Annotated in this window: 20 protein-coding genes; 16 read left to right on the forward strand and 4 right to left on the reverse strand. The window is 69.2% G+C overall.

Translation table 11 applies throughout. The features are described 5' to 3' along the window. Genes EP26_RS13835 through EP26_RS13855 form a run of 5 tightly spaced genes read left to right on the forward strand, consistent with a single transcriptional unit; the run spans position 1 to position 4,339 of the window. A complete protein-coding gene (locus EP26_RS13835; protein WP_043339243.1) occupies positions 1–855 on the forward strand; it encodes a branched-chain amino acid ABC transporter permease in 855 nt (284 codons plus the stop codon). Further along, entirely contained in the window at positions 852–1,772 is a 921-nt protein-coding gene (locus tag EP26_RS13840) for a branched-chain amino acid ABC transporter permease (protein WP_052389156.1), read from the forward strand. Before EP26_RS13835 ends, EP26_RS13840 begins: the two co-directional genes overlap by 4 nt. Beyond that, a complete protein-coding gene (locus EP26_RS13845; protein WP_043339245.1) occupies positions 1,769–2,533 on the forward strand; it encodes an ABC transporter ATP-binding protein in 765 nt (254 codons plus the stop codon). Before EP26_RS13840 ends, EP26_RS13845 begins: the two co-directional genes overlap by 4 nt. After that, complete coding sequence (locus EP26_RS13850; protein ID WP_043339247.1) at positions 2,517–3,215, forward strand: ABC transporter ATP-binding protein; 699 nt, start codon at positions 2,517–2,519, stop codon at positions 3,213–3,215. The genes EP26_RS13845 and EP26_RS13850 overlap by 17 nt, the downstream gene beginning before the upstream one ends. A 14-nt stretch (positions 3,216–3,229) precedes the next feature. Beyond that, positions 3,230–4,339 (forward strand): 5-methyltetrahydropteroyltriglutamate--homocysteine S-methyltransferase, encoded by a 1,110-nt coding sequence (locus EP26_RS13855; RefSeq protein ID WP_043339248.1) that lies wholly within the window; start codon positions 3,230–3,232, stop codon positions 4,337–4,339. Between the two features lie 263 nt (positions 4,340–4,602). Here the strand turns inward: EP26_RS13855 and EP26_RS13860 are convergent, their stop codons facing one another. Together EP26_RS13860 and EP26_RS13865 are read right to left on the reverse strand one after the other, a co-directional pair. After that, entirely contained in the window at positions 4,603–5,373 is a 771-nt protein-coding gene (locus tag EP26_RS13860; RefSeq protein WP_052389157.1) for a DUF3750 domain-containing protein, read from the reverse strand. Between the two features lie 132 nt (positions 5,374–5,505). Beyond that, positions 5,506–6,294, reverse strand: a complete 789-nt coding sequence (locus tag EP26_RS13865) for a helix-turn-helix domain-containing protein (RefSeq protein ID WP_043339251.1) — start codon at positions 6,292–6,294, stop codon at positions 5,506–5,508. A gap of 563 nt (positions 6,295–6,857) precedes the next feature. Here EP26_RS13865 and EP26_RS13870 point away from each other — a divergent pair. From EP26_RS13870 to EP26_RS13910, 9 genes are all read left to right on the forward strand, one after another. After that, positions 6,858–7,613 (forward strand): tyrosine-protein phosphatase, encoded by a 756-nt coding sequence (locus EP26_RS13870; protein ID WP_052389158.1) that lies wholly within the window; start codon positions 6,858–6,860, stop codon positions 7,611–7,613. Between the two features lie 45 nt (positions 7,614–7,658). Continuing rightward, entirely contained in the window at positions 7,659–8,642 is a 984-nt protein-coding gene (locus tag EP26_RS13875; RefSeq protein ID WP_052389159.1) for a Bug family tripartite tricarboxylate transporter substrate binding protein, read from the forward strand. A gap of 1 nt (position 8,643) precedes the next feature. Beyond that, positions 8,644–9,714, forward strand: a complete 1,071-nt coding sequence (locus tag EP26_RS13880) for an SDR family oxidoreductase (protein ID WP_043339253.1) — start codon at positions 8,644–8,646, stop codon at positions 9,712–9,714. Positions 9,715–9,804: 90 nt separating this feature from the next. Continuing rightward, positions 9,805–10,950, forward strand: a complete 1,146-nt coding sequence (locus EP26_RS13885; RefSeq protein WP_052389164.1) for an ABC transporter substrate-binding protein — start codon at positions 9,805–9,807, stop codon at positions 10,948–10,950. Further along, on the forward strand, positions 10,947–11,720 hold the full coding sequence (locus EP26_RS13890) for an ABC transporter ATP-binding protein (protein WP_043339256.1): 774 nt from the start codon (positions 10,947–10,949) through the stop codon (positions 11,718–11,720). Before EP26_RS13885 ends, EP26_RS13890 begins: the two co-directional genes overlap by 4 nt. Further along, a complete protein-coding gene (locus EP26_RS13895) occupies positions 11,717–12,445 on the forward strand; it encodes an ABC transporter ATP-binding protein (RefSeq protein ID WP_043339257.1) in 729 nt (242 codons plus the stop codon). The genes EP26_RS13890 and EP26_RS13895 overlap by 4 nt, the downstream gene beginning before the upstream one ends. Next, complete coding sequence (locus tag EP26_RS13900; RefSeq protein WP_043339258.1) at positions 12,442–13,308, forward strand: branched-chain amino acid ABC transporter permease; 867 nt, start codon at positions 12,442–12,444, stop codon at positions 13,306–13,308. The genes EP26_RS13895 and EP26_RS13900 overlap by 4 nt, the downstream gene beginning before the upstream one ends. Beyond that, a complete protein-coding gene (locus tag EP26_RS13905) occupies positions 13,305–14,318 on the forward strand; it encodes a branched-chain amino acid ABC transporter permease (protein WP_052389160.1) in 1,014 nt (337 codons plus the stop codon). Before EP26_RS13900 ends, EP26_RS13905 begins: the two co-directional genes overlap by 4 nt. After that, positions 14,315–16,510 carry an acetate--CoA ligase family protein gene (locus EP26_RS13910; protein ID WP_052389161.1) on the forward strand — a complete coding sequence of 732 codons (2,196 nt, stop codon included), beginning with the start codon at positions 14,315–14,317 and terminating at the stop codon, positions 16,508–16,510. The genes EP26_RS13905 and EP26_RS13910 overlap by 4 nt, the downstream gene beginning before the upstream one ends. Here EP26_RS13910 and EP26_RS13915 read toward each other — a convergent pair. Further along, positions 16,479–17,477 carry an NADPH:quinone oxidoreductase family protein gene (locus EP26_RS13915; protein WP_043339259.1) on the reverse strand — a complete coding sequence of 333 codons (999 nt, stop codon included), beginning with the start codon at positions 17,475–17,477 and terminating at the stop codon, positions 16,479–16,481. The two genes, EP26_RS13910 and EP26_RS13915, sit on opposite strands and share 32 nt — an antisense overlap. A 96-nt stretch (positions 17,478–17,573) precedes the next feature. Between EP26_RS13915 and EP26_RS13920 the strand changes: the two genes are divergently transcribed. Both EP26_RS13920 and EP26_RS13925 read left to right on the forward strand, forming a co-directional pair. Beyond that, on the forward strand, positions 17,574–18,815 hold the full coding sequence (locus EP26_RS13920; protein WP_043339262.1) for an acyl-CoA dehydrogenase family protein: 1,242 nt from the start codon (positions 17,574–17,576) through the stop codon (positions 18,813–18,815). Between the two features lie 75 nt (positions 18,816–18,890). Next, complete coding sequence (locus EP26_RS13925) at positions 18,891–19,976, forward strand: phosphotransferase (RefSeq protein ID WP_052389162.1); 1,086 nt, start codon at positions 18,891–18,893, stop codon at positions 19,974–19,976. A 16-nt stretch (positions 19,977–19,992) separates the two neighbouring features. Here the strand turns inward: EP26_RS13925 and EP26_RS13930 are convergent. Continuing rightward, positions 19,993–20,320 (reverse strand): transposase (locus EP26_RS13930; protein ID WP_043339299.1); only part of this gene is annotated, 328 nt, incomplete at its 5' end.

A 20,320-nucleotide genomic window follows, 5' to 3' on the forward strand; every position in this document is an offset into this window, starting at 1 on the left:
GTGTTGACCATCCTGCTGGATGGCATCGCTTCCGGCATGCTGCTCTTCGTGCTGGCCTGCGGGCTTTCGGTCACCATGGGGTTGATGAACTTCGTCAACCTGGCGCATGGCGCCTTCGGCATGGCCGGCGGCTATGTGCTGGTGGTGCTGCTGCAGCGCTGGGGCTGGCCCTTCCTCGCCTGCCTGCCGGCCGCCTTCCTCGCCACGGCGCTGCTGGGGCTCCTGCTGGAGCGTACGCTCTACGCCCGGCTGTACCGGCGAGAGCATCTGGACCAGGTGCTGTTCTCGATCGGCCTCGTCTTCATGGCCGGGGCGACGGCGGACTGGTTGATGGGGGCGCAGCAGCAGATCATCCAGTTGCCGGCCTGGCTGAGCGGGCGGGTGGATCTCGGCATAGGGGAGCTGGGGCGCTACCGGATCTTCCTCATCCTGGTCTGCGCCGGCATCGTCGCGGGGCTGCAGCTCGGATTGCTGCGCACTCGCTTCGGCGCCCAACTGCGCGCAGCGGTGGACGACGCGACGGTCGCGCGCGGCCTCGGTATCCCGGTGCCGCGATTGTTCGCCATTACCTTCGCCCTCGGCAGCGGGCTCGCGGGACTGGGCGGCGCGCTCGGCGTGGAGGTGCTGGGGCTCGACCCGACCTTTCCGCTGAAATACCTGGTCTACATGCTGATCGTCGTCGCGGTGGGCGGGGCGAACACCATCCTCGGGCCGGCGCTCGCGGCGCTGCTGCTCGGCGTGGTGGATGTGGCAGGCAAGTACTGGCTGCCGCAGCTTGGCGCCTTCATCATCTATACCGCCATGGTGGCGCTGCTGCTGCTGCGCCCGCACGGGCTGCTGGCGAAACAGGCATGAGATACGCCGCCGAGGTCGCACTCTGGCTGTTGGCGCTGGGCAGCTACTGGCTGTTCCCGGACTATCTCGGCCTGCTGGCCCAGGTCTGGATCGCCGCACTCTTTGCCGTCTCGCTCGATCTGCTGGTTGGCTATGCGGGCGTCGTCACCCTCGGCCATGCGGCCTTCTTCGGCCTCGGCGCCTATGTCGCCGGCATCCTGGCCGTGCAGGGCTGGGGCGAACCCTTCTCGGGCCTGCTCCTCGCCGGGCTGGCTGCCGCGCTGCTTGGGCTTCTGACTGCGCCCCTGGTGCTGCGCGGCGGCGAGCTGGCGGGGCTGATGGTCACCCTCGGCCTGGCGCTGATGCTGTACGAGGCGGCCAACAAGGCGGCCTTCCTGACTGGCGGCGCCGATGGCCTGCAAGGGGTGGAGATCTGGCCGCTTTTCGGCCGCTTCCGCTTCGACCTCTATGGCCGCATCGCCTTCCTGTATGCGCTCGGGGTGCTCTTTCTCTGCTTCATGGCGCTGCGCTTCCTGGTGGCGACGCCCTTCGGCCTGGCGCTGCGCGGCATCCGCGGCAATGCGCTGCGCATGGCGGCGATAGGCACGCCGGTGCGGCGGCGGCTGATGGCCGCCTATGCCGTCTCGGCCGGGGTGGCGGGCCTGGCCGGCGCGCTGCTGGCGCAGACGGCGCAATTCGTCTCGCTCGACGTGCTGGCCTTCCATCGCAGCGCGGAGGGGCTGCTGATGCTGCTCATTGGCGGGCTTGGCGCGCTCTACGGTGCGGTACTGGGGGCGGCCGCCTTCACCGTGGCGCATCACCTGCTGGCGGAGATGACGCCGCAATTCTGGGAATTCTGGATCGGCGCAGCGCTGGTGATGCTGGTCATGCTCGGGCGCGGCGGGATGCTCGGCCTGCTGCGGCGCCTCGGCCGATGAACGCGGCGCTCGAAACCCGCGGGCTGACCCGCCACTTCGGCGGTTTCACCGCGGTGGACGACGTCTCCTTCAGCCTGCCGGCCGGTGCGCGCCAGGCGCTGATCGGCCCGAACGGCGCGGGCAAGACCACGCTGGTCAACCTGCTCTCCGGCGCGCTGCCGGCCAGCGCCGGGCAGGTGGTGCTGGGTGGCGAGGATGTCTCCGCCTTGCCGATGCATCTCCGGGTGCAACGCGGCTTGGTCCGCACCTTCCAGATCAGCCAGCTTTTCGCCGAGCTGTCGCCGCTGGAGAGCGTGACCCTGGCGGTGCTGCAGCGCGCCGGCCGCGGTGCGGTGTGGTGGCGCCCGCTGCGCCGGCATCGGGCGGAGCAAGATGAAGCCGCCGCCCTGCTGGCGCGGCTGCGCTTCAGCGATGCCGAGGCCACGGCGCGGACCGACCTGCTGCCCTATGGCAAGCGCCGGATGCTGGAGATCGCGCTGGCGCTCGCGCTGAAGCCCCGCGTGCTGCTGCTGGACGAGCCTGCCGCCGGCGTGCCTCCCGGCGAGAGCCGCGAGGTGCTGGACACCGTCGCCGCCCTGCCGCGCGACGTCGCTATATTGCTCATCGAGCATGACATGGACCTGGTCTTCCGCTTCGCCGAGCGCATCACCGTACTGGCGCTGGGTGCCGTCCTGGCGGAAGGTACCCCGGCCGGGATCCAGCGCCACCCGGCTGTGCGCGAGGCCTATCTGGGGGAGATGGCGCATGCTCCTGCGGCTTGAGGCTCTCGGCGCCGGCTGGGGCGAGGCGCGCATCCTGCACGACGTCACCTTCGACCTTGCGGAGGGCGAGGCGGTCGCGCTGCTCGGCCGCAACGGCGCCGGCAAGACGACGCTGATCAGCGCACTGATGGGCGTGGCGCGCCAGCAGGCGGGGCGCATCGCCTTCGCGGGCACCGCGCTGGACCGGCTGCCGCCCGAACGTCGCGCCGCGCTCGGCCTCGGCTGGGTACCGCAGGAGCGCAACATCTTCCGCAGCCTGACGGTGGAGGAGAACCTGACCGCCGTCGCCCGCCCCGGGCCCTGGACCCTCGCCCGCGCCTGGGAGTTCTTTCCCCGGCTGGAACAGCGCCGCGGCAATCTCGGCAGCGCGCTCTCGGGCGGCGAGCAGCAGATGCTGGCCATGGCCCGCGCGCTGATGCTGAACCCCCGCCTGCTGCTGCTGGACGAGCCGCTGGAGGGACTGGCGCCGGTGGTGGCGCAGCAGCTTCTGACCGCCATCCGCCGCATGACCGCCGAGGAGGGCCTCGCTGTCCTCATCGTCGAGCAGCACCCGCATCTGGTGCTGCCGATCACCCGCCGCGCCGTGGTGCTGGAACGCGGCCGCGTCGCGCTCATTGCCCCGAGCGCCGAAATCACCGCCAAGCCGGAGGTGGCGGAGCGCTACCTTGGCCTCACCACTTGAGAGAGGAACCGCCCATGCCTCAAGGCAAGCCCCCCTTCCGCGCCGACATGGTCGGCAGCCTGCTGCGCCCGGTGCCGCTGCGCGAGGCCCGGGCGGCGCGTGCCGCCGGCGCGCTGGATGCCGCCGGGCTACGCGCCACCGAGGACGCCGCCATCATCGAGGCCATCGCCGACCAGAAGGCCGCCGGGCTGAAGGCGGTGACCGATGGCGAGTACCGCCGTGCCTTCTGGCATTTCGACTTCCTCGCCAAGCTCGGTGGCGTCGAGATGTACGAGAGCGACCAGGGCATCCAGTTCCAGGGCGGCCAGACCAAGGCCTATGGGCTGAAGGTCACTGGTCCGATCCGCTACAGGCCGCATCCCTTCATCGAGGATTTCCGCTTCGTCGCGGCGCATGCCGGCGGCGCGGTGCCGAAGCAGACCATCCCCTCGCCCTCTGTTCTGCATTTCCGCGGCGGGCGGCGAGCAGTGGACAGCCACACCTATCCCGACATGGCCGACTTCTTCGCCGACCTCGGCGCCGCCTACAATGCGGCGGTGATGGACTTCGCCGCTGCCGGCTGCCGCTACCTGCAGTTGGACGAGACGAACATCGCCTATCTCTGCGACCCCGAGCAGCTGGCGCAGCTGAAGAATCGCGGCGAGCAGGTGGAAGGCCTGCTGGAGACCTATGCCAGGCTAATCAATGCCGCGATCGCCGGAAGGCCGGCGGACATGACCATCTCCATGCATCTCTGCCGCGGCAATTTCCGGTCCATGCACATCGCCTCCGGCGGCTACGACCCGGTGGCGGAGGTGCTGTTCAACGGCATCGATGCCGATGCCTATTTCATGGAGTACGATACCGAGCGCGCCGGCAGCTTCGCCCCGCTGCGCTTCCTACCCAAGGGCAAGACGGTGGTGCTCGGCCTCGTCACCAGCAAGACCGGCGAGCTGGAGAGCAAGGACATGCTCATGGGCCGCATCGAGGAGGCGGCGAAATTCGCCCCGCTCGAGCAGCTGGCAATCAGCCCGCAATGCGGCTTCGCCAGCACGGAGGAGGGCAACCTGCTGACCGTCGAGCAGCAATGGGCCAAGCTGCGGCTCTGCGTCGAGGTGGCGAGGGAGGTTTGGGGCGAGGGCTGAACCAGGCTCCTATCCGGTGGGATCATCCGATCGGACGTATCGGCCCGGTCGAGTGAGTGAGTAAGGCGGTATCCGTGCGCCCACGCGGACGGATACCGCTCCAGGACGGACCATGACGGGCGCAGGCCCGTTGGCCTCTTTGATGGGACCGCAAGCTATTGGAGCGGCCAAAGCGGCGCGGCCCGTCTACCGTGTCCGCTTCCCGTTGCCGTCCGCCCTTCGCGTCTCCTGGCCGGCCGCTTTCATGGCCCTTTTCCTGGTACCTATCCCACGGCGGCCGGCGCGGTGACGGCCTCGACCCTACCGAAGCCGATGCGGCCGAGCCCGGGCAGCTTGATCGCGGGCCGGCGCAGATCGAGCCCGGCAACGCCACCGAGTATGTTCACCTCCAGTCCCTCCATCCAGCCAAGGGTGATGCCGGCATAACCCCCGAGGCTCAGCCGGACTCCGGTGGCGGTTCGCCGCAGCCAGCGCCCGTCATAGGGATAGTCCTTGCCGATGGCGGTGGGCGGCAGCACCGCCCCGATCTCGGGCACCGCATCCATCACGGCGGCGACGAAGGTGTTGGAGTTCGGCCCCGGCCAGGGCCGGTAGTCGCCCCGGTTGCGCCAGGCATAGCCGGCGATCGCTGCCTGCATGCGAGGGATGAGCACCGAGGCCGCCGGGCCGTCGGCGGCGAAGACCAGTTCCGGCGAGCGGCCGAACCAGCGGCCATCCGGCTCGAAGCCGTTCATGCGGATCGGTTCGCCCCAGGCGGTGTAATCATAGCGGGTATAGGAGGCGGCACCCTCGGGCTTGAAGACGATCCAGCAATGGACAGCGAAGATGCCGCGCCAGCGAACGGTCTGCGCAGCCAGGATGCGGACCACGGCAGGCGGATGCTGCGCCGGCGGCGGCAGCAGGCCGATGCTCGAACGATCGGCGGTCTGCCAGCCGGCACCGCCACCTTCGAGGCGGTACAGGATCGCCGAGATAGCCAGGGGAAGGAGGAAGAACAGGACGAAGAGCAGGAGCGCGGGCTTCAGGATCGACATTGCTCTTGAGAGATTGGCCGCCGACGCCGAAACGCCAACCCCATGGCGGGTCTTGCTGTCCTGCGCCGGAGGAGGGTCGTCAGCCCTGCCCGGCCCCACCGGTCCGGAAAAGAATCCCCGCCCCCCAATGCGTCACCCCTGCCCGAGCCCTGCCACGGCGGTGCCGAGTTCCGCCGCCGCCTCCTGCAGTACTGGCAGAAGCCGTTCCACAACCGTGCCGCGCTCGATCGCGTCGCGCAGGTACATCAGGTTCAACGAGGCCGCCGCGACGCCACCGATCAGGACGGGCACCGCCACTGCGCTGGCGAGGCCGCCGTATTCGCGGGCAGCGTAGGCGTCGTCCATGGCGGCATAGCCCGCGGCGCGGATGGCCGTGAAGGCGGCGTCCGCCGCGGTCGGATCACGCGCCAGGGCGTTCCAGGGCTCGGGCGAGCGCGCGGCGAGCAGCAAGGCACGCTCGCGCTCGGGCCGGGCGCAGAATGCGAGAAAGGCGCGGCCAAGGGAGGTGGCGAGGACCGGGGCGCGGAAGCCGGTACGTCGCTCGAACATGAAACGCCCTTCGCCGCGGCTTGTGTGCGCCACCACCATCGCATCGCCGTCGAACACGGCGACGTCGGAGGGCCAACCGACTTTGGCGCGCAGGCGAGTCATCACCGGCGTCGCGGCAATACCGACCTCCCGGTGCAGCATGTAGCCGGCGCTGAGTTCCAGGGTCCGCCCGGTCGGGAGGTAGACCGGCATCCGTGGGTCGCGCATCACGTAGCCGGCGTGAATCAGCGTCTCGAGCATGCGCACAATTGTCGGCTGGTTCAGCCCCGTCAGCCGGTGGATGTCGGAGACGCTGGCCTGCGAAAGGCGATTTACCGTCCGCAGCACCTCCATCCCGCGCAGCAGGGCGACCACCGGCTCATAAGAAGGCATCGTCGGGCCCCGCTGCCGGCAGCAGCGCTTTCCGGGTTTGCATCGCCTCACCCTCATGTCATAGTTTCTGAAATTAGATTTCATTTACTGAAACCAAGTCCAAGAAATACGGTCCGAACAGGTCGACGTCTAGTCCGGTCCGCCCGCAGCGAGCCAGCGGGCCCGGTCCGAACAGTGCGGGAGGTAAAGCCGAATGGCTGCAGCTGAATGGCGCCCGCCGACAGGCGACGCCGCGTGAACCGGATGACGGAGATGGCCGGCGGCTCGCTCGCCCGCCCTGTGCTGGCGAAGGCGTTGCTTGCCACCGAAGTGCCGGCCCGGCCCACCTGCCGACAGGGCGGGCCGCAGCTCCAGCGTTGCAGCATTGAAGCGCATCGCCCGCATACCATGCCAGGCATCGCCAACGACGAAGCGCGCGGCGCGCGAAGGGCGGCGCATATGCCCCTCATCCTCATTCAGGCCTTCCGCCGCCGACTTGGCATGGCCGCAGAGTACACACGGCCACGAGCAAGCGTCGGATGGTTGATCCGACAGGCGCCATCTGAATGTCGAGGTCCGCTGCGATGACGGACGCTGCCGGAATTCTGCCGCGACGGGTGCAACTCCAGGGCTGCACCAATATGCGCGACATTGGCGGCTACACTGCGCATGACGGGCGGCGCGTCCGCTTCGGTCAGGTATTCCGCGCGCCCTCGCTCGGCGGGCTGACGGACGAGGACATGCCCTGCATCATGGCGCTCGGGCTCCGCACCGTGGTCGACCTGCGTGGCGTGAACGAGAGCGCGAAGGCGCCTTCCCGACTTCCCTCCCCCGGGCCGGACGTCGTGGCGTTGCCGATCGAGCCTACAGTCGGTGCGTCCCTGCGCGACATCCTGGCCACCGGTCGCGCCACCGGCGAGGATGTGCTGACGCTGCTCGGTCGCGCCTACACGGCTTATGCATCGGAGAAGCTGCCGGTCTATCGCCGGTTGCTGGCGCTCGTCGCCGATCCGGCGCGGCGGCCTCTCGCCTTCCATTGCTCGGCGGGCAAGGACCGCACCGGCTTCGGCACGGCGCTGTTGCTGATGGCGCTCGGCGTCGACCGCGCCGACATCATCGAGGACTATCTCGCAACCAATCGCTTCTGGCGCCGCGAGCACGCGCTGCCCGAGGGCACGCCGCCGGAAGTCGCCGAGGCGCTGACCCGCGCGCACCGGCCGCTGCTGGAACGCGCGATCGAGATCGCCCTCACCGGACACGACAGCGAGGAGGCGTTCTTCGCCTCGCTCGGCCTGGACGCGGCGCGGCTCGCCGCGCTCCGGGACCAGATGCTGGAATAGAGCGACACGGACGGCGCCGCGCGGCCCGCAACGAAAGGATGAGGGATGGAGAGAAGGAATTTCCTGCGCAGGACGACCGGGCTGGCGATCGCCGGATCCCTCGCCATGCCCGCGATTGCGGCGACCGGAAGCTTCCCGTCCCGGCCGGTGACGATGATCGTCCCCTTCCCGCCGGGCGGCGCGACGGATGTCGCCGCCCGCACCATGGCGGAGAAGATGGCGCCCTTGCTCGGCCAGCCGGTGGTCGTCGACAACAAGCCCGGTGCCCAGACCGCCATCGGCGCCGACGCCGCGGCGCGCGCCGAGCCGGACGGGCACACAATGCTGATGGCCTCCGGCACGACCATGACGCTGAATCCGCTGCTGCCGGACAAGCTCCCCTACAAGGCGGAGGATTTCGCCCCGGTGGCGCTCGTCTCGACGCTGCCCTTCGGCATCGTGGTGCGGAAGGGGCTGGCCCACGACATCGAGAGCTTCGTCGCCCTGGCGAAGGCGCGCGGCGGCCAGCTGAACTACGGCTCCAACGGCCCGACCAGCTTCAACAACCTCGCCGCCGTCGTCGTGATGGAGGGCCTCGGCATCAAGATGCAGGAGATCACCTATCGCGGCGACGCCCAGCAGCTCACCGACCTGATGAGCGGGACGCTGGACGTGATCTCGGTGGGCGGCTCCTCCTCGCTCGCCGCGCTCCGCGCCGGGCGCGGCACCATCATCGGCTGGACCGGCGAGAAGGGCGAGCGGCTGGCGGTGACGCCCGACATCCCGAACTTCGCGGAAGTAGGCCCGAACATGGTCTGCCAGACGCATTTCGGCCTGCTTGTCCCGGCCCGTACGCCGCCCGCCGCCATCGCACGGCTGAATGCCGCCGCGCAGCAGGCGATGCAGGTGCCGGACCTCCGCAAACGCCTGCTGGATGAGGGGCAATACGTGATGAGCGGCACGGCGGAGGACTATGCCACCTACCTGCAACGCGACCGCGACCGCTGGCGCGACCTCGTGACGCGGCTGGCGAAGAGCAACCCTGCCTGACATGCGCAACACGGTCGTCATCGCCGGCGCGCTGGGGTTGGTCGGGCGTGCGGCGCTCGACCGCTACGTGGCCGATGGCTGGGACGTCATCGGCCTCTCCCGCCGCGCTCCGCCGGAGGGCACCGGCGCGCGCTTCCTCTCCGTCGACCTGACCGATGCCGCCGCCTGCCGACAGGCCCTGTCCGGCCTGGGCGCGACACATTTGGTCTACGGCGCGCTCTACGAGAAGCCCGAACTCCGTGCCGGCTGGCTCGACACTGAGCAGATGGAGACCAACCGCCGCATGCTCGCCAATTGCGTCGAGGCGCTGGAGGGCGGTGACGAGAGCGGCCTGCGGCACATCGCGGTGCTGCAAGGCACCAAGGCCTATGGCGTGCATCTCGGGCAGATGCCCATCCCCGGCAAGGAGGATGCGCCACGCCATATCCACCCCAATTTCTACTGGCTGCAGGAGGATTACCTCCGCGAGCGCCAGCGCGGGCGCGGCTGGCACTGGACGGTGTTCCGCCCGCAGGCGGTGATCGGCTTCGCCCTCGGCAGCGCCATGAACATGCTGGCGGCGACGGGCGTCTATGCCGCGATCAGCCGCACCGTGGGCCTGCCGCTGATCTTTCCCGGAAAGGGCGACCGCGTCACCGAGATCACCGACGCCCGCCTCCTCGCCTCGGCCATCGCCTGGGCCGGCCGCACCGAGGCGGCGCGGGACCAGATCTTCAACGTGACCAACGGCGACACGCTGACTTGGCGTGGGCTGTTCCCGGTTGTCGCCCGCGTCTTCGGCATGGAGCAGGGCGCGCCGCACCCGATGTCGCTCCCGGTCATCATGTCCGACAAGGAAGCCGTCTGGCAGCGGATCGTCCGCGACCACCAGCTGCAGCCCCATACGCTCCGCGAGCTGGTCGGCGATTCCTGGCAATTCGCCGACTTCGCCTGGAGCCGCGACGACCAGGCCGCCTCGCTGGTGAGCACCATCAAGATCCGCCAGGCCGGCTTCCACGACTGCATCGACAGCGCGGCCATGCTGGAATGGTGGCTGCGCGACCTGCAACGCCAGCGGATTCTGCCGCCGTGATCTGAAGCGCCTTCCCGCGCGCCCGGGGCGGCTTCTCCCGGGCAAGGACCCCGACCATGGAAAACCATGGCGGCCATGGAGGACGTTCCGATGTCGATATCCCGCAAGGGTTTCCTGCACCTGGGCGCCATCGGCGCCGCATCCCTCGCCGCGCCGCGCCTCGCCCGCGCCGCCGACCCCATCAAGGTCGGTGCGCTGTTTCCCCTGAGCGGCGGCGCCGCGGTGCAGGGCCAGCATGTGTGCGAGGCGATCGGCATCGCCGCCGGCATGGTGAACGACGCCGGCGGTGTCATGGGCCGCAAGGTCGAGGTCATCCGGCGCGACGACGAATCGACGCCGGCAGTCGGCGTCAGCCGCGCCAACGAGCTGATCGGCGAGGGCGTCGCGGTGATCATCGAGGGCTGGAACAGCCCCGTCACCCTGGCGATACAGACCGTCATCGCCCGTGCCGGCGTGCTCGACATCACCGCCATCTCCAAGGCGGACCAGATCCTCACCGGCGGCGGCAACCCGCTGGCGATCCGGCTCAACTCCTCCAACGCCCAAGACGGGCAGGTGATCGCCGACCATCTGAAAGCGAATGGCGCCAAGCGCATCGCCTTCCTCACGCAGAACGACGCCTATGGCAACGGCGCCCAGGCCTCGATCGAGAACATGCTGAAGGCCATCGGCCATGCTTACGAGAAGGTCGGTGAGGAACGCTTCCCCTTCACCCAGGTCGACTTCCGGGTCGCGCTCACCAGCATTCGCGGAAGCAATGCCGATGCGGTTGTCGCCATCAACGCCAATGAAGGCTCCGGCCTCCCCGCCCTGATCCGCCAGGCGCGCCAGATGCGCCTCAGGGGCGAACTGGTGACCGCTGTCGGCACGGTCGCCCCGAGCGTCATCTCGGTCGCGGGCGAGGCCGCCAACGGCATCGTCGGCGCCGACATCTACTTCCCGAAGGTCGAGCCCTTCGCCTCCAACCCGGTGAACCAGGATTTCGTCCGCCGCGGCGAGGAGAAGATCAACTACACGCCCGACAAGTTCATGGCGCTCGGTGCCGCCTCGCTGCAAGTCTGGGCCATGGCGGCGAACGAACTGAAGACACTGGACCGCGAGAAGCTCGGCACGCATATCCGCAACGGGTCGTTCAAGGGCACGGTCTTCGGAGACGTGTCCTTCAAGGACGGCCAGCTCGGCTCCTCCCACCACCTCTTCACGGTGAAGGACGGCAGGATCGAGGTCCGGGCGTGAGCGCGCCCGCGCCGGCGCTCCGCGTCGAGGGGCTTGGCGTGCGCTACGGTGCCCTGGTGGCGCTTGAGGGCGTCTCCTGGGAGGTCGCACATGGCGAGATCCTCGGCATCATCGGGCCGAACGGCGCGGGCAAGAGCTCCTGCTACGACGCGACGACCAACATGGCGCCGCGATCCGGACGCGTATGGATCGGCGGCGACGAGGTGACGGCGGTGCCGCCGCACGGCCTCGCTGCGCGCGGCCTCAAGCGCGCCTTCCAGCAGAACGCCTTCTTCGCCGCCCTCACCGTGCGAGACAACATGGTCGCCGTGCTGGCGCGGGAGGCCGGCACCGGCCTCCTCGAGAGCCTGCTCCTCCCGTGGCGCGAGGCATCCAGCCGCCACGCGCTGGAGGCGGAGGCGGCGGCGATCCTTGAGCGATTCGCCGTGCCACGCGAGATGCACGGGTTGCGCCCGGGCAACATCCCCTATGGCAGCCAGCGCATGCTCTCCATCGCGCTCGCCTTCGGCCGCGGCGCCCGCGTGCTGATGCTCGACGAGCCGGCGGCTGGCCTCGGCGGGGCCGACATGGCGCGGCTCATCGCGCTGCTGCGCTCCCTTCGTGGCGAGGGTATCGCCCTGGTGGTGATCGAGCATCACATGGACCTCATCATGTCGGTCGCGGACCGCATCGTCGTGCTGGATCAAGGACGGTGCATCGCCACCGGCACGCCACAGGAGATCCAGGCCGACCGGCGCGTGCTGGAAGCCTATCTGGGGCAGGCGGCATGAGCCCGGTCCTCGAGGCGCGCGATCTCCGCGTCGCCTATGGCGGCAACCTGGCTCTCGATATCCCGCACCTCGCGCTCGAGCCCGGCGAGCTGGTAGGCGTGGTCGGCGCCAATGGCGCGGGCAAGTCTACCCTGGTGAATGCGTTGCTCGGCTGGTCGCGCGGCACGCCGAGCGTCAGCGGCAGCATCCGCCTCGACGGCGAGGAGATTGGCCAGCTGCCGCCCCATGCCCGGGTCGCCCGCGGCCTGACCCTGGTGCCCGAGGGCGGCGCCGTCTTCATGCGCCTCACCGTCGAGGACAACCTCGCTGCCGCCCAGGCGCCACGCGGCAGCAACCGCCGTGCCCATGACGAGGCGGAAATCTACGCGCTCTTCCCTCGCTTGAAGGAGCGGCTGCGCCACCACGCCTCCATGCTCTCGGGCGGCGAGCGGCAGATGCTGGCGATCGCCCGCGCGCTGCGCCTCGGCCCGCGTGCTCTGCTTCTGGACGAACCCTCGATCGGCCTCGCCCCGCGGCTTGTGGCCGATGTGCTGCGTACGGTGCGCGGCCTCGTGGACGAGAAGCTGTCCGTGCTCCTGGTGGAGCAGAACGTACGCGCCGCGATCGAGGTCGTGGACCGCCTCGTGCTGCTGGAGCGCGGACGCATCCTGGCGTCCGGCCCAGCCGCCGCCATGCGCGACGACCCGCGCATCCTCGCGGCCTATCTCGGGGAAGCCGCCGCATGAATCTGGTGCAGCAGCTCATCAACGGCATCGTTCTCGGCCACGCCTACGCATTGATCGCCATCGGCTGGACCGTGCTGCTGGGCGTCGCCCGGCTGGTGAATTTTGGCCATGGCCAGATCTACATGCTGGCCGCCTTCGTGACCTGGTGGTCCGTCGCGGCGCTCGGCCTGCCCTATCCGGTGGCGATCGGGGTTGCGGTCGTCGCCGGCATCGTCATCGGCCTGATCATGCAAGCCGCGATGCTGCGCCTCACCTTCGCGCAGGATCTCGTCTCCATCATGATCGTGACGCTCGGCTTCGGGCACATGATGCGTGGCATCGCCGGCCTCGTCTTCGGCGGCAACCCGCAGGTGCTCGAGACGCCGCTGAGCTGGGTGGAGTTCGAGATCGCAGGGTCCTGGGTCACGGCGCAGGACGTGGCGATCGTGGTCGTGGCCATCCTGTTCTTCCTGCTGCTCCACCTGGTGCTGGAGCGCGGTTCGCTCGGCCGCACGGCGCGCATGGTGGCCGAGGACCCGAAGCTCGCGCAGCTCGCCGGCATCGATGTCCGCCGCGTCTACTTCGCCGTCTTCGCTTTCGAGGGGGCGGCGGTTGCGCTCGCCGCCGCGCTGGTCGCGCCGCGCACGCCCATCCTCACCAATATCGGCTTCGAGGAGGTGATCATCACCTTTGTCGTGGTGGTGCTGGGCGGCATCGGCTCGGTGGCCGGCAGCTACCTCGCCGGCCTCGGCCTCGGCATCTTCACCGCCTTGTTCGGCGGCTTCGTCTCGCCCGCCTATGCCACCACGGCAGCCTTCCTCGTCCTGATCGTGGTGCTGGTGTTGCGCCCGAGCGGCCTTGCGATGGGGAGGGCCAGCCGATGAGCACCCCGCTTCGCACCCTCGCCTTCGCCGTCGCGGCTGTCCTGGTTTTCCTCCTGCCGGGCTGGATCGGCGGCGTGCATGGCGCCTTTGCGGTCATCGCCATCATGGCGGTCGCGGCCTACGGTCTCGACATCGTGGTCTCGGATCTCGGCGAGGTCAGCCTCGCCCATACCGTGTTCTTCGCGGCCGGTGCCTATGCCACGGGCCTGCTGTCGACCCGGCTCGGCGCCGGGTCCTGGGTGACGTTCGCGGCGGCGCTGGCAAGCGGCGCGCTGATCGCGCTGGTGCTCGGCCTGGTCACGCTGAAGCTGCGGGAGTTCGTCTTCTCGCTCGTCACCTATGCTGCGACGGTCGTCGCCGCCTCGATCGCCCACAACTGGAGCCTGCTCGGCGGCTCGGACGGCGTGTCCGGCATCCCGACGCTGGATCTGTCGGTCGGCCCGCTCCACCTCACCGCAAGAAACGATGTGGAGCTCTGGCCCGTCGCCTTCGCGTTGCTGCTCGTTACGCTCTACGCCATCCGGCAGTTCCGCCTCTCGCGCCTCGGCGCCATGGCGATGATGGTACATCTGAACCCGCGCCTCGCCACCATGTCCGGCATCGAGCCCCGGCGCGTGCGGCTTGCCGTCTTCGTGCTCTCGGCGCCGTTCAGCGCAGCGGCCGGGTGGCTCTATGCCTACCAGCGCGCCTATATCGGGCCGGACCTCTTCGAAACCTATTTCCTCGTGCTGATGCTGACCGCCGTGGTGCTGGTCGGCCGCCGACGCCTTCTCGCGCCGCTGATCGGCACGGCGCTGATCGTGGGGCAGGAGCGCTTCCTGTCCTTCGGCGGCGACGTGAACGCCATCATCCTCGGCGGCGCGCTGGTGACCGCGCTGGCGATCCTGCCAGGCGGGCTCGATGCCCTGCTGCACCGCCTCGTCGAACCCCGCCGCGCCTCGCAGACGGGCGCTTCCAACAGCGAGGCGTCCGTTGGCACGCCGAACACAAAGCCGATGGTGCAGCCATGACCCCTGACGCCCCCTCTCCGCCGGATGGCCGCGCCCTCGCCCGCCGCCCGGTTTATCGCCGCACCGAACTTCTCAAGCTGCTTGAGCCGCAGAGCATTGCCGTCGTCGGTGCCTCCGCCCGGGCCGGCTCCTTCGGCGAGCGCACGGCGCGCAACCTCTCCGGCTTCGCCGGCCGGCTGCATCTGATCAACCCGCGCTACGAAACCTTGGCCGGCAAACCCTGCTTCCCCTCCATTGCCGCCCTGCCGGAAGTGCCCGACATGGTGGTCGCGGCGACACCCATGGAAGCCTGCGAGGGGGTGGTGAAGGACTGCGTCGCCGCCGGCGTCGGCGCCCTCGTCATGTATGCTGCAGGCTTCGCCGAGACCGGCAAGCCCGAGCGCATCGCGCTGCAGCATCGCCTCGTCGCCATGGCGCGTGAGGGCGGCGTGCGGCTCGTGGGGCCGAACTGCCTCGGCCTCACCGACTATGTTCGCGGCGCCGAGATTTCCTTCACCGCCGTCCCTCGCCCCGCCGCGCCGCCGACGCGCCCCGCCATCGGCATCGTCAGCCAGTCCGGCAATCTCGGCTTCGCCCTCGCCCAGTCGGTCGAGGCAGGCGCCCAGGTGGCCCGCGTGCTCACCTGCGGCAATTCAGGCGATGTCGATGTGGCCGACCTCGTTGCGGCGCTGGCGGAGGATCCGGGCTGCTCGGCCATCGCGCTGCTGTTCGAGGGCATGGCCGAGCCTGGGCGGTTGATGGAGGCCGCCGAGATCGCCTGGCGGGAGAACAAGCCGATCGTGGTGCACAAGCTCGGCACCGGCGAACAGGGCGCGCAGGCGGCGATGTCGCATACCGGCTCCCTCGCCGGAACCGACGCCGTCTACCGCGCCGCCTTCGAACAGGCCGGCATGGTGCATTCGGAAACCTTCGAGGGCCTACTGGAGCTCACAAGCTTCCTCAGCAAGGCGGGCACGCCGCGTGCGCCTGGCGTCGCCGTCGTCTCCACTTCGGGTGGCGCCGCCATCATGGCGGCGGACCGCGCAGAGGCGCGCGAGGTGGCTCTGCCGCAGCCCGGCCCCGAGGCCCGCGCCGTGCTGGAGGCACGCATCCCCGAATTCGGCTCGGCCCGCAATCCCTGCGACGTCACGGCACAGGTGCTGAACGACCCTAACTCGCTCCGCGATTGCATGGAGGCACTCTTCGCCGACCCGGCCTATGGCGTCGTGCTGGTTCCGAACGGCTATGCCTATGACGTGGCGACGCCGCGCTTCCGTGTGATGGGCGAGCTCGCCGCCAAATACGACAAGGCCGCCTGCGTGGTCTGGACCGCGCAATGGCTGGAGGGCCCCGGCGCGCGGGAAGCGGAAGGCGAGGAACGCGTCGCGCTGTTCCGCTCCATGGACCGCTGCATGGCGGCCATCGCCGCCTGGCACGCGCGCAATGCGAAGCGCGGGGCCGGCGCCGCCATCGCCACCCGTGCAGCGCCGCCGGAGGCGCGCGCCGAGGCCGCAGCATTGCTCGATGCCGCGCGGAGCGCTGTGCTGGGCGAGCGCGAGGCGAAGTCCGTGCTCGCCGCCTACGGCGTCCCGGTAGTGAGGGAGACGCTGTCGACCGATGCCGAGGCGGCCGTCACCGCTGCCGAAGCGGCGGGCTACCCCGTGGTGTTGAAGGTCGAGAGCCCGGCCCTTCCGCACAAGACCGAGGCCGGCGTGATCCGCCTCAACCTCGGCAGCGCCGATGCCGTGCGCGATGCCTTCGCTGCCGTGATGGCGAACGCCCGTCGCCACGCACCGGCTGCGCCGATCAATGGCGTGCTGGTGCAACCTATGGTGCCGCAGGGGATCGAGATCGTGATAGGTGCCCGGCGCGATCCGCTCTTCGGCCCGACCGTGCTGGTCGGCATGGGTGGCGTTCTGGTGGAGTTGCTGCGCGACAGCGTGGTCGCCCTCGCCCCGGTGAGCCAGGCGGAAGGGCGCGACATGCTTGGGCGGCTCAAGGGCGCGAGGCTGCTTTCCGGTTTCCGCAACATGCCGGCCGTCGATCTGGGCGCGCTAGCCGGCATCGTCCAACGTGTCTCGGAACTCGCCGCCGACCACGGCGACCGGATCGCCGAGATCGATGTGAACCCGGTGATCTGCACCGGCCCGCGTCTCGTCGCGGTCGATGCGCTGATCGGCCTCAGCCCGAGGGGCGTTGCCCAGCATGGGTAACCAGCAACAGCTTGCCCAGTGCACGCCGCCCGGAAAGCAGGCCGAGAGCTTTGCCTGCCCCTTCCAGGGGAAAGCGGTGCGACACGGCCGGCACGAGTTGGCCGTCCGCCACCCAGCGGAACAGCCGGGCCAGCATGGCACGGTTGTTGGCCGGTTCGCGTCGCACGAACTCGCCGTAGAACACCCCGGTGATGGCGCAATTCTTCAGCAGCGCGAGGTTGAGCGCGATGCGCGGGATCTCACCCGCTGCGAAGCCCACCACCAGGTAGCGCCCACGCCAGCCGATGGAGCGCAGCGCCGGTTCGGTATAAGGGCCGCCCACGGGGTCGAACACGACGTCCGGGCCGCGGTCTTCGGTCAGCGCGCGCAGCTCGTCACGCCAATGCTCTTCGGTGTAGTTGACCAACCCATCCGCCCCGGCTGCGCGGCACGCTTCGAGCTTATCCATCGAGGAGGCGGCCGCGATCACCCGCGCGCCGAGCAACTTGCCGATCTGGATCGCCGCCATGCCGACACCCCCCGCAGCGCCGAGTACCAGCAGCGTCTCCCCGAGCATCAGCGCGCCCCGATCCTCGAGTGCGTGCAACACCGTGCCATAGGCGGTGCAGATCGCGGCCGCCGCATCCGGCGCGACGCCTTCCGGCACCGGCACGAGTCGCCCTGCCTCGATCGCCACGGCCTCGGCGAAGCCACCATAGGGGATCAGCGCCGCCACGCGCGTACCGACCGCCGGCCCCGAAACCCCCTCGCCCAGCACCGCCACCGTACCGCACACCTCGCCGCCGGGCGTGAAGGGCATGGCAGGCTTCTGCTGGTACTTGCCCTGGATGATCAGCGTGTCAGGGAAATTCACGCCGCAGGCTTCGACGCGCACCAGCACCTCGCCTGGTCCCGGGACGGGCTCATCCACCTCACTCACCACCAGGCTCGAGGGCGGCCCGAATTCGCGGCACAGCACGGCCTTCATCTCTGCGTCCCTCCGGTCATTCTGCTTCGTCACAAGGCTGGACACGCCAACCCGGCCACACAAGCCTGCACATCAAGCGACTAAAGGAAACCTCCCATGGATTTCAGCTTCTCGCCAAAGGTCCAGGAACTGCGCATGAAGCTGCAAGGCTTCATGGATGAGCACATCATCCCGAACGACCATCTGCACCACGAACAGCATGCCGCCATGCCGGATCGCTGGCAGCCCGTGCCCATCACGGAGGAATTGAAGAAGCGGGCGAAGGAAGCCGGGCTGTGGAACCTGTTCCTGCCGCAATCGACGCACGGCGCCGGGCTCACCAACCTCGAATACGCGCCGCTTGCGGAGATCATGGGCCGCATTCCCTGGTCGAGCGAAGTGTTCAATTGCTCCGCACCCGATACGGGCAACATGGAGACGATCGAGCGCTACGGCACGGAGGAACATAAGGAGCGGTGGCTGAAGCCGCTGCTCGCCGGCGAGATCCGCTCCTGCTTCGCCATGACCGAACCCGACGTCGCCTCCTCCGATGCCACCAATATCCAGACGCGGATCGAGCGGCAGGGCGACCACTACGTCATCAACGGCCGGAAGTGGTGGTCCTCCGGGGCCGGGGACCCACGATGCGCCGTGTTCATCGTCATGGGCAAGACCGCGCCCGACAGCCCTGACAAGTACCGCCAGCAATCGATGATCCTGGTGTCGCGCGACACGCCAGGGCTCACCATCAAGCGCATGCTGCCGGTCTTCGGCTTCGACGACGCGCCCCATGGCCATGCCGAGCTCCTGTTCGAGAATGTCCGGGTGCCGGCCTCGAACATCCTGCTCGGGGAAGGACGCGGCTTCGAGATTGCACAGGGGCGGCTTGGCCCGGGACGCATCCATCACTGCATGCGCGCCATCGGTCTTGCCGAGCGTGCGCTCGAGCTGATGTGCCGCCGCTCGCTCCAGCGCCGGCCCTTCGGCAAGCCGCTGGCCGACCAGGGCGTCATCATCGATCGGATCGCCCGTGCGCGCATCATGATCGACCAATGCCGGCTCCTGACCCTCCACGCCGCCTGGCGCATGGACACGGTCGGCAACAAGGAGGCGCGCGCCGACATCGCCGAGATCAAGGTCGCTGCCGGCGAGATGGCCTGTCAGGTGATCGACTGGTCGATACAGGCGCATGGCGGCGGCGGCGTTACGGAAGATTTCCCGCTCGCCTATATGTTCAAGATTGCCCGTACCTTGCGCATCGTCGACGGGCCGGACGAGGTGCACCGCTTCCAGCTCGGCCGCATGGAGCTGAACAAGTACAAGCCACCTCGCAACTCCCAGGCAGGCGCCGCGGCATGATCCCGCTGCTCCTTGGCCTTCCGGGCCGCTTCGCAGTCGTCACCGGCGCCCCGGGCGCCGACGGAGATTGAGCCTATGTCCACGACTGCCACGGCGCCGCAGCCCGGTGTCCCGGTGCTGGTGCCGGTGCTCGGGAACCACCGCTTCGACGAGGCCGCGCTCGCGCGCTTCTTAGCCGGGAAACTGCCGGGCTTCGACGGCACCGGCCTCGTCGTCCGGCAGTTCCAGGGTGGGCAATCCAACCCGACCTTCCACCTGACGACGCCGTCCGGCGCCTACGTGCTTCGCAAGAAGCCACCCGGCAAGCTGCTGCCGTCAGCCCATGCGGTGGAGCGCGAGTTCCGCGTCATGCAGGCGTTGGACGGCAGCGCCGTGCCGGTGCCGCGGATGCGGCTGCTGTGCGAGGATGCGTCGATTATCGGCACGCCCTTCTTCGTGATGGACCATGTCGCGGGCCGCATCTTCGCCGACCGCGTCATGACGACCGGCACGCCATCCGAGCGCCGCGCCGTCTACGACGACCTGGCCCGCGTGCTGGCGGCCCTCCACGGCGTCGAATGGCGCGCGGCCGGCCTCACCGGTTTCGGCAAGACGGAGCGCTACATGGAGCGCCAGGTCGAGCGGGGAATCAGGCAATGGCAGCAGGTCAAGGTGGAGGAGATGCCGGCCATGGACCGGGTCGGCGCCTGGCTCGCCGCCAACCTCCCCGCCGATGACGAGACCGCCATCGCCCATGGCGATTACCGCCTCGGCAACGTCATCATCCATCCGACCGAGCCGCGCGTCGTCGCCGTGCTGGACTGGGAACTCGCAACGCTCGGTCATCCGCTGGCCGACCTCGCCTATGCCTGCCTGACCTACCACATGCCGCCCGGCCCGTCCGGCCTCACCGGCGTACAGGACATCGACTATCAGGCGATGGGCATTCCGACACAGGGCGAGTTCGTCGCCACCTACTGCGCTGCCGCCAACCGCCCAATTCCCGGGAATCTCGACGTCTTCATCGCCTTCTCGATGTTTCGCCTCGCTTCCATCGTGGCCGGCGTATGGCGGCGCAAGCTGGATGGCAACGCATCCGATCCACATGCCGTTGGCTACCGCGAGCGCTACCGCGGCATGGCGGAAAGCGCCTGGGCCATCGCTCGGCGCCTCGGCGCCTGATACCAAATCCCACTGATCAGAACCGATGCGCCCAATCGCGCAGTCCGATGGACATGATAGTCCAGGGCTGCTCGACGAGGCGGTTCCAGGCGCGACAGCAATGGTCGACGATGTCGTCGTAGCAGCGGAAGATGCGGTTGGAGAGCCAGTTGTCCCGCAGGAACTGCCAGGTGTTCTCGACCGGGTTCAATTCTGGACACTTGGGCGGCAGCGGGATGAGGGTGATGTTCGGCGGTACCTCGAGCCTGTCCGATAGGTGCCATCCGGCTTGGTCGAGCAGCAGCACGGCATGCGCGTTCGGCGCCACAGCGGCAGCGATCTCGGCGAGATGCAGGCTCATGGCT

The sequence above is a fragment of the Belnapia moabensis DSM 16746 genome (genome assembly GCF_000745835.1).
GTDB classification, from domain to species: Bacteria; Pseudomonadota; Alphaproteobacteria; order Acetobacterales; family Acetobacteraceae; genus Belnapia; species Belnapia moabensis.

Excerpts from the sequence above, each read along its gene's own strand:
- EP26_RS13840 (WP_052389156.1), top strand. The coding sequence starts at position 852 with ATGAGATACGCCGCCGAGGTCGCACTCTGGCTGTTGGCGCTGGGCAGC.
- EP26_RS13845 (WP_043339245.1), top strand. The coding sequence starts at position 1,769 with ATGAACGCGGCGCTCGAAACCCGCGGGCTGACCCGCCACTTCGGCGGT.
- EP26_RS13850 (WP_043339247.1), top strand. The coding sequence starts at position 2,517 with ATGCTCCTGCGGCTTGAGGCTCTCGGCGCCGGCTGGGGCGAGGCGCGC.
- EP26_RS13855 (WP_043339248.1), top strand. The coding sequence starts at position 3,230 with ATGCCTCAAGGCAAGCCCCCCTTCCGCGCCGACATGGTCGGCAGCCTG.
- EP26_RS13860 (WP_052389157.1), bottom strand. The coding sequence starts at position 5,373 with ATGTCGATCCTGAAGCCCGCGCTCCTGCTCTTCGTCCTGTTCTTCCTC.
- EP26_RS13865 (WP_043339251.1), bottom strand. The coding sequence starts at position 6,294 with ATGCCTTCTTATGAGCCGGTGGTCGCCCTGCTGCGCGGGATGGAGGTG.
- EP26_RS13870 (WP_052389158.1), top strand. The coding sequence starts at position 6,858 with ATGACGGACGCTGCCGGAATTCTGCCGCGACGGGTGCAACTCCAGGGC.
- EP26_RS13875 (WP_052389159.1), top strand. The coding sequence starts at position 7,659 with ATGGAGAGAAGGAATTTCCTGCGCAGGACGACCGGGCTGGCGATCGCC.
- EP26_RS13880 (WP_043339253.1), top strand. The coding sequence starts at position 8,644 with ATGCGCAACACGGTCGTCATCGCCGGCGCGCTGGGGTTGGTCGGGCGT.
- EP26_RS13885 (WP_052389164.1), top strand. The coding sequence starts at position 9,805 with ATGTCGATATCCCGCAAGGGTTTCCTGCACCTGGGCGCCATCGGCGCC.
- EP26_RS13895 (WP_043339257.1), top strand. The coding sequence starts at position 11,717 with ATGAGCCCGGTCCTCGAGGCGCGCGATCTCCGCGTCGCCTATGGCGGC.
- EP26_RS13900 (WP_043339258.1), top strand. The coding sequence starts at position 12,442 with ATGAATCTGGTGCAGCAGCTCATCAACGGCATCGTTCTCGGCCACGCC.
- EP26_RS13905 (WP_052389160.1), top strand. The coding sequence starts at position 13,305 with ATGAGCACCCCGCTTCGCACCCTCGCCTTCGCCGTCGCGGCTGTCCTG.
- EP26_RS13910 (WP_052389161.1), top strand. The coding sequence starts at position 14,315 with ATGACCCCTGACGCCCCCTCTCCGCCGGATGGCCGCGCCCTCGCCCGC.
- EP26_RS13915 (WP_043339259.1), bottom strand. The coding sequence starts at position 17,477 with ATGAAGGCCGTGCTGTGCCGCGAATTCGGGCCGCCCTCGAGCCTGGTG.
- EP26_RS13920 (WP_043339262.1), top strand. The coding sequence starts at position 17,574 with ATGGATTTCAGCTTCTCGCCAAAGGTCCAGGAACTGCGCATGAAGCTG.
- EP26_RS13925 (WP_052389162.1), top strand. The coding sequence starts at position 18,891 with ATGTCCACGACTGCCACGGCGCCGCAGCCCGGTGTCCCGGTGCTGGTG.